Here is a 16041-nt window from a genome sequence, read left to right as displayed (position 1 = left end):
TCTTTAAAATTCCGGATGTCCTATTGTATACTTAGGTTTTACTGGTCCTTTCATGAACCAGAGAAGGCTAAAAAAGAATTGTTGGAATATTTCGATGATTGGTCAGACGATTTAAAAAAATATATTTTATGTGCGAATGGAGAAATAATCCCTAGAAGAATCTATATGCTCCCTGTGCATCACCGATGGGAAAATAGATTTGGAGTTACGCTTATCGGTGATGCCGCTCATTTAATGTCTCCTTTTGCTGGTGCTGGAGCAAATTTGGCCATGCTGGATGGCGCAGAACTAGCGCTGTCCATCATTAATCATTCTAATTTGGATGATGCAATTAAAATCTATGAAGACAAAATGTTTGCATACGCTGGAGAAATGGCAGCCATTACTCAAGCTAACTTAGATATGTTTTTCTCAGACCGTGCAGATGAAAAATTGGAGGAGGTTTTTCGTGATATCCAGCATTGATACATTAAAATTTGCGCAGTAGAATTAGTAAAAATATTTTGTTAGTTGTAGCAAGTAGTATTTAGTAGAGAGACATAGTGTTTTATGTCTCTCTACTTTTTTAAACATCTTTTGTAGATTTGAAATAAAGTTATGATGTTTATTTATATAAAAAAATAGGAAACAATGATTCTAAATCATTGTTTCCATTTAAGAAGGTTATTTGGTACGTTAAAATATGAATAGACAACATGTCAGCAACATAAAAAAGATATGAGAATACATGTAGTGTCCGACTTCCATCTCTTAGAAAGATTTTATAACGGTTTGGATAGATCCTGTTTCATGATTAAAATAAAAATGAAATTTTAATACTAATTTGTGTTTATAACAAGAAAGTGAGGGGATTTTTACTATGGCGGAGCAAAAAAGCAGAAGTAGACATTTGATTGATCCAGAAATTATCAGGGCAGTAGATTTAATATCAACAAACGCTCTTACCCAATCTACGCTAATGGAATCACGTAAGAATCAATCACAAATGATGCCACAAATAGATATAACACAGATGTTCCCTGTCACATTTGAAGAAAAGATTGTGCCAAGTTATTTTAGTGGTCCGGATATTCGAATAGAAATCATTAAACCAACCCAATCAAAGTATTATAGGATGCCCTTATTTTATTCGATCCATGGTGGCGGAATGGTTTTAGGAAGCCCAGTCGTTGATCGTTCAAGCAATGCATCATTGGCCGTACAGCATGGTTTTTGTTGTGTATCTGTGTATTATCGCCTGGCGCCTGAGCATATTCAGCCAAGTCAACTTGAGGATTGCTATTCAGGGCTAAAATGGTGTATTGAACATGCGGAGGAATTAGGAATAGATACGCAGAAAATTGCTCTTGCGGGTAGCAGCGCTGGCGGCGGATTGGCAGCTGGATTAGCCCTATACATTCGTGATCAGAAGGAATTTGAAATCCATCATCTAAGACTAATAAGGCCAATGCTAGATGACTGTACGAGTATTGCACCAGAGCATCCCTATGCAGGGGAATTTATTTGGACAAAACAAAGTAATTATTTTGGCTGGAAATCCGTATTAGGGCATGAACTAGGTCTGGAGGAAGTAAGTGAATATTACGTACCTGCACGTGCAAAGTCATTGGCTGGGTTACCACCGACTTATATGAATATAGGTACCATTGATTTATTTATAGACGAAGCCTTAACATTTGCGAAACAACTGATTTTTGATGGTGTTTTAGTGGAATTACATGTCTACCCTGGGTACCATCATTTGTCTTCTATGTTTCCAGATGCACATTTTTCAAAAGAAGATGCTAAGTCAAGAGAACACGCCTTACTGAAAGCACTGAAGTTAATTTGATATTAATGGTGAAAGTGGGTGCTGTTAGAGGAAGTTTAACAACATAGTTATTAAAATAGTAAATGAAAAGAGTACACAGATAATTATGCTCTTTAAAAAATAAATTTTTATGAGGGAAGAGTGTAAATTAAATAATAGAAATTATTCATTGTTTTTATAAAGAGAAGAGTTCATAGCAAATTCTTCTTTTTATTACGTTTCAAAAGGTACACCCTTTGGTTCGCTTTTTATTATTACGTGTTCAAAGATATAGAGAGCATTTGATATGCCTATAAAAGTGTACCTTTATAAAGGGTTTTGAGCTGGAGGTTAGTAACTAGAAACGAAATCAATTTTTTATTAATTTATAATTTTATTAAGGAATAAAAAGGCCCTATACTTCATTGAAGTATAGGGGGAGAGAGTACAATCAATCAGTTATTAGTTTCGAATAGATACTTAAATCGATGAATTTTCCATTTGATTTTTCACTTTTTCTTAGCGTTCCTTCTAATGTAAATTTTAATTTTTTTAAAACACTTATGGAATTTAGATTTTCAGGTTCAACTTTTGCTTCAATACGGTTTAGCTTTAAATTAGTAAATGCATAGTCTAATAAAGCGGAAATTGCTTCAGGTGCATATCCTTTGCCCCAAAATGCTTTTGAAATATCATAACCAATCTCAGTTTTAGAGTTTTCGAAATCTAAGAAATTATAACCACATGAACCAATGATTTGATTAGATTTTGCTTCGATAATAGTAAATCGGAGCGCTTTATTGCTTTGAGCCAGCTCGTTTAGAAATTTAATCATGTCTTTTGCTTGATCCTCAGTAGTGAAATTAATAATATTCATGAATTTCGTAACATCTGGATCAGACCATATTTTAAATAAGCTTAATGAATCGGATTCTTCTGTTTTTCTTAAATGTAATCTTTGTGTGTATAATTCTGTAATCAATACTTTTACCTCCATTATATTGGTGATGGGTAGATTAAAAATATTGATATCTGCGCATAATTCAGCCCTTTCTACTCTTAGTTATTTTTTATTATACATGAGAGAAATAGAGAGAGGGAATTATGTGATTTTTTATATCTACTTTGTTTCTTAATTGTTTTTTCCATTTAATAGCACAAGTGATTTCATTAAAATGAAAGGAGAAAATCTTTACCTTTACTTCAAATATCAGTACGTGATTGATATTAGTAATAATAGAATAGTTATTTAAACTTTGGGGGAGGAACAATAATATGGCAAAAGTTCTAATGTTTAATTTTCCAGGAGAAGGACATATTAATCCGACAATTGCACTTGTCGAAGAACTAATAAAAAGAGGCGAGGAAGTTATTTACTATTGCGTAGAAAAGTATAGAAGTAAAATAGAGAATACAGGAGCTTTGTTTCGACCATATGAAAATTTCATATCACAAATAGACATGGTAAAAAGAATGAGTGGGCAAATAGATTCTCAAGAACTATTATTACACATGGTAAAATCCATGGATAAAATAATAGAGATAATTTTAGAAGAAGTAAAAGAAGAAGAATACGATTATGTTATATATGATAATAACTTCGCTGTTGGATGGATCATAGCAGAAGTATTACAATTACCTAAAATTTCCTCATGTACAACATTTGCCATTACTAAAAAGATAGCCTCTACTCTTATGAAAAATCATGGAGAAGAAAATAAAAAATCCCTTTTATATCAGGAGGTCATGTGTATTTTAAAAAAATGGGTAGATATTTATGGAATTACTCTTAATGAAAAAAAGAATGTGATGACATGCCCAGGGGATATTACAATTGTATATACATCAAAATTGTATCAACCAAATGTCGAAGAATTTGATGGTTCTTATATATTTGTCGGGTCCTCTATTGCACAGCATAAAGATGTAGATTCTTTTTCCTTAGAACAGGCAAAGGGAAACAAGCTGATTTTTATTTCTATGGGAACAGTATTTAACCAGCAACCCGATTTTTATTACACATGTTTTGAAGCATTTCGAGATAGCTCGGTTACTGTCATATTAGCTATAGGGGAACAAAATGATATTAGTCAATTAGATAATATTCCTTCTAATTTTAAGCTATATAATTACGTTCCTCAATTAGACATTCTACAACAAACTGATCTATTTATTACACACGGGGGAATGAATAGTTCCAGTGAAAGCTTATATTTTGGTGTTCCTATGCTAGTTATTCCAGTTATGGGAGATCAGCCTATAGTTGCTCAAAGAATAGAAGAATTAGAAGCCGGAGTCCAGTTAGATCGTAATTTGCTTACTCCGGAAATATTACGTAATACAGCAATGCATGTGTTATCGAATGATATTTATATAAAAAATAGCCATAGAATTGGAGAATCTTTAAAAAATGCTGGAGGATATAACAAGGCAGCCGATGAAATTGAAACCTTTAAATTTAAAATGGGTATTAAGTAAAGCAAAACTACTGTGACTTTAAAAGTGAACTATGAAAATGATTTATATGGAGGGAACTAAAATGAAGATTTTAGAACAAAAATATCAAGAAACTAACTATCTACAATCTTATGAGAAAAGTCTAAAATTATGGCCAACTAGTTTTTTATCTTACTTTGTAGAAACATCTCAAGGGAAGACTCATATTATTGAAAGTGGTAATAAATTAGCACAACCTCTCGTATTACTCCATGGAGCAAAGATGAGCTCGACAATGTGGTATTCAAATATTTTACACTGGAGTAAACATTTTAGAATAATGTGTATTGATATTTTAGGAGATAAAAATAAAAGTGTTCCAAAAAAGGGCTTTACAGATCGCTTAAGTTACGCACTATGGTTAAAAGAAGTATTACATACATTAGAAATTAATAGCACCAACATTGTAGGATTGTCATATGGTGCTTTGCATACCGTTAACTTTTTGACATTTTTTCCAGAGAAGGTAAATAAGGCCGTAATAATGAGTCCTGCAGCAACGTATATTCCTTTTTATCCTTTGTTTTTTTCCTATGCTTCAGGAATGATGAATAGTAGGGAAGGGGTCGAGAAATTTTTAGAGTGGATTTTTGATAATCGATACACTACTCATCCATTTATTCAAGAACAATTGATAGCAGGAATGATGTGGAATAATTCAGTGAAAAATGAAAATCCAACAGAACAGGGATTTCCATATATTTTTACGAATCAAGAGTTAGCCAAAATTCAAACGCCTATGCTGTTAATGTTAGGAGAGAATGAAGTAATGTATAACCCAATAGAAGCTTTCAAATGTGCTGAAAATTCATCACCCAATCTAACTGTAGAATTGGTGAAAGATGTAGGACATTTAATGTCCATGGAGAATCCTCAATATATAAATGACCGAGTTTTGGAATTTTTTAACAAATAGGACATCTCTAGTATCACATTGCAGATGTAGAATCCATAAAGTTAGTATCTACAACTACTTGAACACCACGTGTGTGGTAACTGTCCTTGATGTGTTATCTCATGTAACTATGTCGTTTTTAACGTGGGAATTGGTTTGGATATAAACAGAAATATTGCGAGGATAGTAGTTAATGATTCAATGATTTAAAAAAAGGAATGAATCGACGAGTACTATTCATTTCTATGGTCAAAGGTACCTGTAATACATTTCCTTCAAGAAGGGGTTTATTTGCTAAAAAATTGTGGCTGAGGAATTTGTGGAGTATGTGGTGATTGGTATAAAAATTCTATCTAATAACCTATCAGTTTTATGTTGTTTATTGTTATTCAGTTAGTTTTATATCTTGCTTTTTACTTTATTCATTTTAAGCATTTTAATTTTTGGGATACTAGAAGTTGAATAATTACGAATAAATACGTTTGATTTATATTCTATTTTTTAGTTATTAAGCTAACTTATTATACAATAGTTCAATATTTTATTATGGAAGGAACTCAAGTTAGGTTAGTCTAAATGAAACTGATGTTTGATTCTAAATTAAGTACATTTTGGGTACCGCCACATGCCCATCAAGCTAGTAAAATGAAACATTCCTCAAAAGAGAAAAATTGATATCTCTGGAGTAAAAATATACAATTTTTCTCTTTTGAGGAACATGATGAAAACATAGCTTGATGGCTATGGGAAGTATCCATATAGAAGGGCGTTTTAAAAAGGGTTAGCTAAATTTTATCCCCAAATTTAATTCTGAAATTGATGATAAAACGTTGATTATTTAATATAGGGTAATGTTTACAAATAATAAAGTTGGGTTTAAAATCTCTTTTTGTCTTTCGTGTACAATTCCTAGAATCACATAGTACCCCTAATAAAAGGAGAAAAGAAAGTTGAAATCATCCTTAGATAATATTCAAGAAAGTGAAAAATCACAAAATCAAGGGCAACCAATATGGAAATCCATGTCTATGTTTTTAGTTCCCTTGCTTTTAAGTAATATATTACAATCAGTTGGACAATTGTTTGGTATGGTAGTGGTAGGGCGATGGCTTGGTGTGAATGATTTAGCTGCTATTTCAGCATTTTTCCCATTATTCTTTTTACTTGTATCATTTGTAATTGGGATTGGATCAGGTAGTTCGATTTTAATTGGTCAGGCATTTGGTGCCCGTAATGAAGATCGTTTAAAAGCTATCGTTGGTACGACGCTGACTTTTACCTTTATAATAGGAGCTATTTTGGCAGTGGTGGGAAGTATATTTGCCCTAAATATTATGCGCCTTATGGGTACGCCAGAAAATATAATTGATATGAGTGTGCATTATGCGCGTATTTTATTTATTTCTATGCCAGTTTTATTCTTATATTTTGCCTATACAACATTTATGCGAGGTACAGGAGATTCTAAAACACCATTTTATTTCTTAATTGTTAGTACAGCTTTAAATATGATTTTATTACCTATTCTAATTTTTGGCTGGCTAGGAATACCTAAGTTTGATGTGTATGGGGCCGCTTATGCTTCTGTTATCTCAACCATTGTAACATTTGTTGTTATGCTTATTTATTTAAAGAAGAAGAATCATCCACTGCAATTAGATGAGACAGTACGGAAATATCTTCGTATGGATTGGGATTTATTAAAACTATTATTACGCCTTGGGATTCCAGCGAGTATTAATATGATACTTATTTCGTTATCTGAGATTGCGGTAATCGCATTTGTGAATCGCTTCGGATCTGATGCGACTGCTGCATATGGGGTTGTGAACCAGGTTGCAAGTTATGTTCAGATGCCGGCAGTCAGTCTTGGAATTACAGTATCCATTTTCGCTGCACAATCCATTGGTGCGAATCAATTTAATCGATTACAGAAAGTTATTCGAGCTGGAATTGTTATGAACTATATAATTGGTGGAATATTAATCACTCTTATTTACTTGTTTTCAAGAGAAATCCTAGCGTTATTCTTAACGAGCCCGAATACAATCGAAATTGCACATAGTTTAGTGATGATTACACTTTGGAGTTACTTAATTTTTGGTCATGCTCAAATTATTGGTGCGACAATGCGAGCAAGTGGAACTGTACTATGGCCCACTGTTATCGGTGTCGTATCAATATGGCTTGTAGAAGTCCCAGTTGCATATTACCTTTCTTATCATACAAATTTTGGTATAAAAGGAATATGGATTGGATATCCAGCTGCATTTATTGTGAGTTTACTTTTGCAATACGGATACTATAAACTTTCATGGCAGAAGAAACGAATTTCGCGACTTGTTAGTTAGAATAGAAGGTGAAAAATGAGGTTGTCCCATAAGTCAATTGTAGGGGTATGGAAACATCGTCATCAAGGTAACAAAACGGAGATACCTCAAAACGGGAATATCTCCGTTTTATATTTCCAACACAATTTTATCCTTTTAGAGAAGAATACATTTCTTAAATTGATGGTAATATGGTAAGTTGTGTTTTAAAAATAATGTTATGATGTTTATAAACAAGGTGCGATGAAAAATGAGATATGTTGATAGATTTCTTAATAATATTCATATAAAATACTATTTTGAATTTGATAAAACTGTGTTTCAAACTAACGATAGAATGTATTTTGAAGAAAGGAACATAGGATAACAAATGAAAGTAAACATTAACATCATTGAAAAACTTAAAGAAGAATCTTGTACTTTTTACGTTCATAAAGTTACATCTTTCATTCTAGATATGGTATCCACACTAGAGAATAGTTCTGATGATTATTTAATAGTAAATTCTATCCACAAAAATGAACAAGAAAAAATCTCTTGTTCAATTATTTATTATTTGGAATACCTTGAAAGAAAAGTGTTTATTTATACAAAAGAAAATATATTTGAGATGAAAAGTCCTTTATATAAATTGCAATATACACTTCCAGATAACTTTATTAGAATTTCAAAGACTACAATTGTCAATATCCATTTTTTAAATAAATTCTCGGCTAAGACGAGTGGAAATCTAGAGGCACTGCTTTCAAATGGCGAAAATTTAATTGTATCAAGAAAATATGTTTCTTCTTTAAAAAAAAAGCTAAAACAGTATTCTAAATAACCACATATGTATTGATTTTTACCACTTATGTTTAAACGTATTTCTTTATATCTCCTTTAATGTAAATATTAATAAAAACAAAGGAGGAGATACAATGATTAAAGAAGTGCTTATAAGAACTCCATTATGGGTATGGATATTATTATTTATTTTAATAAAAAGAGGTATTGCTATTTCTCAAGAAAGACCGATTAATTTGTCTAAAATGTTTCTTGTTCCTGTGATTTTTATGATGTGGGGTTTGGAGAAAATTATTAATAAATTTTCTCACCTAGGGTATTGTTTAATAAGCTATACTATTTTCATTCTTCCAGGCATTTTAATTGGATATTTGTTATATAAAAAATATCAAATTTATTTTAAACAAGACACAGTTATTTTTAGAAAGAAATGTTATTTGCCATTAATAATTATTTTGATTAACTTTTTTGTGAAATATCTTTTAAATGTAACTTTAGAAGTATCTTCATCATTTTATGATGATATTGCATTTAATGTAATGTATTCTGCTATAAGTGGATTGTCTGTAGGTTTATTTTTTGGAGGAATCTTATATACATTTTATATGCAATCAAAATTAAAGAATATTACCTTACAGTCATAAAAAAATACGAAAGGAAAAAAATATTGAAATTAAAAGAACGACTATATAAAGGCTTAGGAACGGGATCATTTATATATATGATAGTTTTACTATCGAGAAACAATAGTACCTTTATTACAAAAACTGAAATAATAAGTGTTCTGTTAATTTCTGCTTGTGCAGGTATTTTCACATTTATTTTTGATGTTGAAAGAATAAGCTATGTATTTGCTTTAGTAATTCATTTTTTCATAATGATTTTAGTTATTTTTCTTATATCTATATATAACCATTGGATAGCAACCTTTCCAACTGTTGATTTTTTCGAAAGTATAGTTTTGATATATGCATTTTCTTGGCTTATATCCTATTTAAATACAAAAAAAGATGCTAAAGAATTAAATATGTTACTAAAAAACAATAAGAGTATTTAAAATGTTCTTCTAGGCGTCTCGTCGCATTGTTATCAAGCTAAAAAAAGCAGTTATCCCAAAACAATAAAAAGCAAAACGCATAAAATATCCGTTTTTAAGGTATTTGCTTTTCTTAACTCGATGGCTATGTGGCGAGACTATCCATTACAAGAATCTATTAAATTCATTTATAAAAAAGTACCCCTAGATTTATCTAGGGATACTTTTTTATAAGGAATTACTTTCAATATAAACAGGAGGGGTATACCCATTAATTAGTATTGGAACAATTAATGAAGAAGCCCAAACATCCCAGTAAATCTTTTTTCATAATTCTTCATCTCTAGCTTTATTAAACTATTTATTTACCACACTTGCATCAACTTTTACAATTAGTTTTCCTTTTTCAACAATTCCTGAAACTTTTTTAATTTTTAATGGAGCATTTCTTGGTAATATTAATTCCGCATATTCATTTCCCATATATACAGCATGTGTTCCTTTTGGAACTTCAATATCCATACGAATTGTTTTTGGCTTTTCTCCTAGATATTTATCAAGAATAGCTAGTGACGTACTTGTAAAACCTTTGTCTTTAACAGTTTTCCCTTCAAACTTTTTCTTGAATCTTTCAATTGATTCTTTATTAACTATAGTTTCTTTTGGGTTTTTTGGATCTTTGGGAAAAAATGTCCCCGGGGCAATTCCAAACTGTTGTTCATCTGTATATCTGTATACCATAATTGCATCTGGTACACTAGCAGTATTTTGTTTAAATACTTTATCCATTTCTGCAGCGTATTCTTTTGCCACTTTTACATACTCTTTAGGATATCCATCTACTTTCCCTTCTCTTAAAGCTTGATTAATCCTTGTTCCATTTTGCTCATAGTTATTAAAAGCTTCTTTTGCTTTTGGTGTTACTACAATTTTATCTCTATGATTAGGAAGGTTCTTTCCATAATATTTTGCTTCTTTTTCTTTGTCTTTAAAATCTATCAATTTATCTAAAAATGTATCAGTATTTTTTGTAGATTCAATAGAAGAAATAGGTTAATCGAGAGTTGAACTTTGCTCCATTGCAGATGCTACATTAGCTGTTCCACTCATAAGAACTATAGTAGCTAGACTAAAAAAAGCAACTTTTTTACTTAACATGCGAATTTTCCCCTTTCAATGTCTTTAATATTTTTCAATTAGCTAAAACAATACAGTACTCAATTAATTGTGTAAACATTAAGAAAATAATATTTACTAGTACTAACATTGTAGATATTGATTTAGTGGTAAATTAACAATTTTTTCGAAATAACTTTATTCAAAAAACTTCCCTTAAAAAACAAACTTCAAAAGGTACACCTTTTTGAACATATTTAAAGATTACAAAGAAAAAATAAGTTTTACAAAACATACAAAATGTTAGATTTATAAAAGCCATTGATTTCAAGCAGAAATGCTGAAATCAATGGCTTTTTATATAGATATTTAACGAACAGTTTTACAAACAATAAAAAAATTATCAACTTAGTTTTACTTTTTATAAATAATACGTCCTTAAAGGCCTATGGAAACGATTCTTTCTTTTTCAGGCCACTTATTAAAAATTATATATTTTTAAGGTGAAACTTTAATTTATGAGATTGTAGCACTACAAACTTAAAAGAGACCTTGTAAAAATTAGTTCCGTAAACAAATGCTCTCAAAAACAATATAAAAAGTTAACGGAATTTCAATTCTGTTAACAAAAGATAAATAACTTAAAAATTTTAATTCTTTTTACAAATAACTCACAAAATTAACATATTTTAAATTTATTGTTATATATGTTGATTATTTTATATGGATAGTTTTTTTAATTATTACATGACAGGAGGTTTTTCAATGGATATGGATACTTACTATTGGGAAATGGTAAAAAAGAACATTGGTGTCTATTCAAAAGCAGAACAAGAATGTCTTAGGAATAAAAGAGTAATTATCTTTGGATTAGGGGGAGTAGGAGGTTATGAAGCCATCCTTTTTTCTAGAATGGGGGTTGGGCATATTACAGGGGTTGATCCAGATGAATTTGAAATATCTAATATAAACAGACAAATGTTAGCGCTTTCTAGTGTAGTAGGAAAACCAAAAGCAACAGTTGCTGAACAAGTTGTAAAAGATATTTATCCTTATATCTCAACAAACTTTATACAAACAAAAGTAGATGAAGACAACGTGGTGGAATTAATGAAGGGTCATGATATTGTGGTAGAAGCTGTGGATGATATGCCTTCTAGGGTGATTATACATAGAACAGCTAGAGAATTAGGGATACCAAGTGTAGGTATGTCAGGGAGTCCCCCTACAAGAGGGTTCGTTTCTACATTCTTTCCAACTGGGATTCCATATGAAGAGGCTTTGAATGTTTCTGTTGTAGGATCCATATTAACAGATTCAAAGTTAAGGCAGCAAATTGCTGATATTAAGAAAAAAAGAGCATGGTATTCGGTCGAAAAGGGAGCACCAGAAGATTGGGCAAAAGATTTTTGCAACGGAAAAGTAGGATGGATTATTACCCCTATGCGTGCTCATCTTTTATCACTTTTTAGTTTTCATGAAGCAATTCAAGTGCTAACAGGTCGTGAACCTTTAGCTAGAGCACCAAAGGGCATAGTTATAGATGTAGATAGTCTCACTCCTGTTCAGGTAAAAGACGCACCAGAAAACGGTTGGGATTATGCAACATTATAAGGGGGAAGCAAATTTGTTCACTGAAAATTTAAATACACAAAATATATATGAAGAAAGCTTTACACGAAATATTGGTGTAATTTCTATAGAAGAACAGAAGAAATTAAAGAATGCTCGTGTTACTGTAGTGGGTGCTGGAGGAGTAGGGGGGATTACACTTATCCAGTTGGCACGAATGGGGATAGGAAATCTTCATGTGATTGATCAGGATATTTTTGAAGCGAGTAATATTAATCGACAAATGCTTAGCTATATAAGTAAATTAGGGGAGTCAAAGGCACTTGTGGCTCTAGAAACCTTAAAAGACATTAATCCTTTACTACAAGTAAAGATCACACAAGAGTTTGTCACAGAAGATAACGCAAAAAATCTGCTAGCAAATACAGATATCATTATAGATGCTACTGATAATTTGGTCGCAAGAGTTATTATTCACCGTACGGCTCAAGCTTTAGGAATTCCTTCTATCTGGATTGCTGTTACTCCTCCTTTTAGAGGTGGGGTAATGTCATTAACCCCTGAATCTGTCCCTTATGAAATTGCATTAGGATATCCTTCTTATCAACAAGAACTGACGCCTGAAATGCAAAATAGAATTCATAGTTTAAAAGATGGACGGGCTCTGTATTCTATCAAACATGGTGCAGATGAACAGTGGGCGAATAGCTATGTGAAAAAAGATCGCCCATGGGCTGTACTATCTCCTGTTGCAAACACTATAGGGATTTTAGCAAGCTTTGAAGCATTTAAATTTATTGTAAATCGAGAAGATTTACAACCTATTATCAGTCCAAACCTTATACAGATTAACCTTTCACATCCAAATATGGTACAGGTATGTGAACCCGAAAACGGCAGTTGGGATTATACAACTTTATAGAAGAGGTAAAATTTATGGTTTCTTTTCTATTGTTAGGAATTATTTTTATACTTGCTTTGATTGTTAAAGATTATGCACTAGCTATTGCAGCAAGTTTATTAGGTGTGTTATTTGCTATGGGACAAAAAGCTATCTTGTATGCTATTCAGCAATATGCTTTTCCAATTGGTATTTTCTTTCTCATGTTATTTCTTTTAGTTCCCATTACATCAGGTAAGATTTCGAGTGATAACATAATGAGGTTAATTACTTCTCCAATTGGATGGGGATCGATTTTAGCGGGATTTATAGTGTCGTTTATAGGAGGAAAAGGAGTGGGGGTACTACCGTTGAATCCAACTATATTATTGGGTGTTTTAATAGGTACTTTGATGGCTGTATTGTTTACAAAGGGGTTACCGGCGGGGTTAATTATTGCAGCTGGAATAATAGCCATCATTTCTATGAAATGAAAGGGATTTTAAAAATGAAAAAGAATTTGAAATCTATAAGTTTAATAGGAGTATTTTTTATTCTTTTACTGTCTAGCTGTTCTAATCACCAAGAGATTCCAAAGCAGGGCAAAGCATTTAAAATATCAAAAGAAGAATATAAAATCTCACAAGAAGACGAAACATTATTTTTACTTCATAAAAGTATAAATACCAAAAAACAGTATACATCTGACGAAATCATTCTGTTTTTAGAACCGTTTAGCGTTCCTACTGCAGAAGCTTTTGATGTATCAAAATACTCATGGATGGATGCGTATGCTAAAAAAGGATATGACACGTGGGCAATGGATTTTAGAGGATTTGGGCAATCTTCAAGACCGAAAGAAATGTCAGAACCCCCTAACCAAAATAAACCAATCATTCATTTGGACGATGCAACAAAAGATTTAGAAACGGTTGTGAATTGGATTAAACATAAAAGGAATGTAAAAAAAATTCATCTTGTTGGTTGGTCATACGGGGGAGTGGTAGCTGGAAATTATGCAATATCACATTCTGATGATGTTAATACACTTGTTTTATATGGGTACATGCATGGATTTACGCTTCCAATGATGACGGAGCCCTTTGACAATCCGTTACAGCAAGGGGAATTTAATCCTCATGCACCCTCTTATCAAACTGTAGACTTTGATAAAGGAATGCATCACTGGCATATGATGATGGGCGAGAAAAAAATTGTCACAAATGAAGCTATGGATTCTGTAAAAGACGTATTTCTTCATTCAGATCCAATTAGCGAGAAAAATAATGGCATCATTCGCCGACCGATGGGGCCTCTAGAAGATTTATATTCTATTTGGAATAACCGTCCTTTATATGATGCATCTCAGATAACTTCTCCTGTGCTGGTTATTTATGGAGAAGAAGATTTATTTGCCGATAGAGATATGCTATGGAAATTAACTGGGACTAAGCAAAAAAAGGAAGTTGTGATTCCTAATGCAACACACTGGGCAGTATATGAAAAAAATCATGATGTTCTATTTAAAGAAGTATTGAATTTTATAGAAATGAAAGAAGGAAAAAGGGAATGAACAGGGATATAACAATCTTAGATGCTACTTTGCGAGAAGGGGAACAACAATATGATGTTCGCTTTTCAAAGAAAGATAAAATTACATTGGTTCATATGCTTGAGGATTTTGGAATCCGGTTAATTGAAGTTGGACATCCTGGAATTTCTCGTGAAGAAGAAGCGGTTTGCCGAGAAGTTGCGGCGGCTGCAAAACAAGCTGATATTTTAATGCATGCTCGAGCGAAAAAAGAAGAAGTTCATGCTGCATATCGAGCAGGAGCTGATTGGGTAGGGATTTGGGCATCTATTAATCCGATTTCTTTACAAACCAAGTATACAAATCGATCAAAAGATTATGTGATGAAACAAGTGAAACAAGCGATTGAAGAAGCTCGTTACTTAGGCATGAAAATCCGATTCACAATTGAAGATGCTTCCAGAACTACTTGGGAAGATATTTCTTACCTTGGAAAAATTGCATATCAAGCGGGAGCAAATCGAATTAGTTTAGCTGATACGGTGGGAATTTGGGAACCTAATGAGTGTGCAACCATAGTCAAGAAAGCGGTTGAAACATTCCCCTGTGAAATTGAAGTACACCTACATAATGATTTAGGACTAGCACTAGCAAATGCTCTTGCGGCTATTGATGCTGGGGCTTCTGTCATTGATGCAACTTTATGCGGGATAGGTGAACGGGCTGGGATTGTTGATTTACTAAATTTATCTGTTCTGTTATCACAAAAATATAATCAATACTTTCAATTGAAAATGATTCCAGAATTAACACAATCTCTTCAATTGGCTACAGGCTGTAAAGTCGATCATTGGAGACCTATCATTGGAAAAAATGTTTTTACACATACAGCACCTTATCACGTAAAAGCTGTGAATCATAATGTTTTAGCATATGAAGGAATTCAACCTGAAATGATAGGAAGAGTGAGGAAGATACAACAAAAATGGGTAGAACGAAAAGGACCTCGCCTTTCAAAGAATTTACGCGTTAGTAAACCATTTGTAAAAGGGGCATCTGAACTTTTGTATCATAGGGATGGGCCTGGAGAACGATGGGTACAAATGGATTATAGAACAGATGAGCGTGCTTCATTTTATGTAATACAACGTATATTCTGTAATCAGCATATGGACGAAAATTTGGGAGGTCATGTGGATTATCATGCACATCATTGTGATAGTGCTTTTGTGTTTTGGGGTAATAACATAGATGGTACAGGGCTTATATGTGAAGTGGAAATCGAAGGAGACATACAAATCATTGAGAGCCCCGCATCTGTTTTTATTCCATCCGGCTTCAAACATAAATACAAGTACCTTTCAGGTGTAGGAACATACACAAACATTGTACTAGCTCCTAATTATAATTCAAGCTTGTTAGAAGAAAATCTTTCGAAATTATATATATATTAACAAAGATTAGAAACAGATGGGATCCAATAGATTCTTTGAATCCTATCTGTTTTTTTGAATGGCCCCAAAAAGAAGGAATCGTTGCCGTGCCCCTTTAAAAGGATACATAAATATAACGAATCTTCGCTATACCCTTAGTAAAGGTCTCAAGATAAAACC

Annotated in this window: 15 protein-coding genes; 13 read left to right on the top strand and 2 right to left on the bottom strand. The window is 32.3% G+C overall.

Annotation, left to right across the window (positions count from 1 at the left end; translation table 11 throughout):
• The first annotated feature begins 78 nt into the window (after nucleotides 1-78).
• Both NST27_RS27800 and NST27_RS27795 read left to right on the top strand, forming a co-directional pair.
• Nucleotides 79-465: an FAD-dependent oxidoreductase gene (locus NST27_RS27800; RefSeq protein WP_270173256.1), complete on the top strand. Its 387-nt coding sequence runs from the start codon at nucleotides 79-81 to the stop codon at nucleotides 463-465.
• A gap of 394 nt (nucleotides 466-859) precedes the next feature.
• Entirely contained in the window at nucleotides 860-1831 is a 972-nt protein-coding gene (locus NST27_RS27795; RefSeq protein WP_047387514.1) for an alpha/beta hydrolase fold domain-containing protein, read from the top strand.
• A 409-nt stretch (nucleotides 1832-2240) separates the two neighbouring features.
• On the opposite strand, the gene NST27_RS27790 is transcribed toward NST27_RS27795, so the two are convergent.
• Nucleotides 2241-2771, bottom strand: a complete 531-nt coding sequence (locus tag NST27_RS27790) for a GNAT family N-acetyltransferase (protein ID WP_000627284.1) — start codon at nucleotides 2769-2771, stop codon at nucleotides 2241-2243.
• A gap of 293 nt (nucleotides 2772-3064) precedes the next feature.
• Here NST27_RS27790 and NST27_RS27785 point away from each other — a divergent pair, with 293 nt between their 5' ends.
• From NST27_RS27785 to NST27_RS27760, 6 genes are all read left to right on the top strand, one after another.
• Nucleotides 3065-4267, top strand: a complete 1203-nt coding sequence (locus NST27_RS27785; protein WP_047387510.1) for a macrolide family glycosyltransferase — start codon at nucleotides 3065-3067, stop codon at nucleotides 4265-4267.
• A gap of 61 nt (nucleotides 4268-4328) precedes the next feature.
• Nucleotides 4329-5201: an alpha/beta fold hydrolase gene (locus NST27_RS27780; RefSeq protein ID WP_052133346.1), complete on the top strand. Its 873-nt coding sequence runs from the start codon at nucleotides 4329-4331 to the stop codon at nucleotides 5199-5201.
• A gap of 1001 nt (nucleotides 5202-6202) precedes the next feature.
• Nucleotides 6203-7531: an MATE family efflux transporter gene (locus tag NST27_RS27775; RefSeq protein ID WP_238143091.1), complete on the top strand. Its 1329-nt coding sequence runs from the start codon at nucleotides 6203-6205 to the stop codon at nucleotides 7529-7531.
• Nucleotides 7532-7880: 349 nt separating this feature from the next.
• Entirely contained in the window at nucleotides 7881-8333 is a 453-nt protein-coding gene (locus NST27_RS27770) for a LytTR family DNA-binding domain-containing protein (protein WP_047387505.1), read from the top strand.
• A 94-nt stretch (nucleotides 8334-8427) separates the two neighbouring features.
• Entirely contained in the window at nucleotides 8428-8937 is a 510-nt protein-coding gene (locus NST27_RS27765) for a DUF6622 family protein (protein ID WP_047387503.1), read from the top strand.
• 23 nt (nucleotides 8938-8960) lie between these two features.
• A complete protein-coding gene (locus tag NST27_RS27760) occupies nucleotides 8961-9350 on the top strand; it encodes a DUF3021 domain-containing protein (protein ID WP_087947940.1) in 390 nt (129 codons plus the stop codon).
• 336 nt (nucleotides 9351-9686) lie between these two features.
• On the opposite strand, the gene NST27_RS27755 is transcribed toward NST27_RS27760, so the two are convergent.
• Nucleotides 9687-10331 (bottom strand): ADP-ribosyltransferase, encoded by a 645-nt coding sequence (locus NST27_RS27755; protein WP_047387499.1) that lies wholly within the window; start codon nucleotides 10329-10331, stop codon nucleotides 9687-9689.
• A gap of 879 nt (nucleotides 10332-11210) precedes the next feature.
• Here NST27_RS27755 and NST27_RS27750 point away from each other — a divergent pair.
• From NST27_RS27750 to NST27_RS27730, 5 genes are read left to right on the top strand one after another with little or no spacing between them, the layout of a single operon-like run.
• Complete coding sequence (locus tag NST27_RS27750) at nucleotides 11211-12059, top strand: HesA/MoeB/ThiF family protein (RefSeq protein ID WP_061661753.1); 849 nt, start codon at nucleotides 11211-11213, stop codon at nucleotides 12057-12059.
• A gap of 13 nt (nucleotides 12060-12072) precedes the next feature.
• Nucleotides 12073-12939, top strand: coding sequence for a HesA/MoeB/ThiF family protein (locus NST27_RS27745; RefSeq protein ID WP_047387494.1), 867 nt, complete (start codon nucleotides 12073-12075; stop codon nucleotides 12937-12939).
• A gap of 14 nt (nucleotides 12940-12953) precedes the next feature.
• Entirely contained in the window at nucleotides 12954-13391 is a 438-nt protein-coding gene (locus NST27_RS27740) for a DUF441 family protein (protein WP_047387493.1), read from the top strand.
• 14 nt (nucleotides 13392-13405) lie between these two features.
• A complete protein-coding gene (locus NST27_RS27735; protein WP_047387490.1) occupies nucleotides 13406-14470 on the top strand; it encodes an alpha/beta hydrolase in 1065 nt (354 codons plus the stop codon).
• Complete coding sequence (locus tag NST27_RS27730; protein WP_047387487.1) at nucleotides 14467-15882, top strand: homocitrate synthase/isopropylmalate synthase family protein; 1416 nt, start codon at nucleotides 14467-14469, stop codon at nucleotides 15880-15882. The genes NST27_RS27735 and NST27_RS27730 overlap by 4 nt, the downstream gene beginning before the upstream one ends.
• The last annotated feature ends 159 nt before the right edge of the window (nucleotides 15883-16041 follow it).

This window comes from Bacillus sp. FSL W8-0770, assembly GCF_038008705.1.
GTDB lineage: Bacteria > Bacillota > Bacilli > Bacillales > Bacillaceae_G > Bacillus_A > Bacillus_A cereus.
The sequence above is the reverse complement of the archived record's forward strand: the minus strand, read 5'-3'. Positions and strand labels throughout refer to the sequence as shown.

What these genes read in the sequence shown, in the direction of transcription:
- NST27_RS27795 (WP_047387514.1), top strand. Translation starts at nt 860, where the DNA reads ATGGCGGAGCAAAAAAGCAGAAGTAGACATTTGATTGATCCAGAAATT.
- NST27_RS27785 (WP_047387510.1), top strand. Translation starts at nt 3,065, where the DNA reads ATGGCAAAAGTTCTAATGTTTAATTTTCCAGGAGAAGGACATATTAAT.
- NST27_RS27780 (WP_052133346.1), top strand. Translation starts at nt 4,329, where the DNA reads ATGAAGATTTTAGAACAAAAATATCAAGAAACTAACTATCTACAATCT.
- NST27_RS27775 (WP_238143091.1), top strand. Translation starts at nt 6,203, where the DNA reads ATGTCTATGTTTTTAGTTCCCTTGCTTTTAAGTAATATATTACAATCA.
- NST27_RS27770 (WP_047387505.1), top strand. Translation starts at nt 7,881, where the DNA reads ATGAAAGTAAACATTAACATCATTGAAAAACTTAAAGAAGAATCTTGT.
- NST27_RS27765 (WP_047387503.1), top strand. Translation starts at nt 8,428, where the DNA reads ATGATTAAAGAAGTGCTTATAAGAACTCCATTATGGGTATGGATATTA.
- NST27_RS27750 (WP_061661753.1), top strand. Translation starts at nt 11,211, where the DNA reads ATGGATATGGATACTTACTATTGGGAAATGGTAAAAAAGAACATTGGT.
- NST27_RS27740 (WP_047387493.1), top strand. Translation starts at nt 12,954, where the DNA reads ATGGTTTCTTTTCTATTGTTAGGAATTATTTTTATACTTGCTTTGATT.
- NST27_RS27735 (WP_047387490.1), top strand. Translation starts at nt 13,406, where the DNA reads ATGAAAAAGAATTTGAAATCTATAAGTTTAATAGGAGTATTTTTTATT.
- NST27_RS27730 (WP_047387487.1), top strand. Translation starts at nt 14,467, where the DNA reads ATGAACAGGGATATAACAATCTTAGATGCTACTTTGCGAGAAGGGGAA.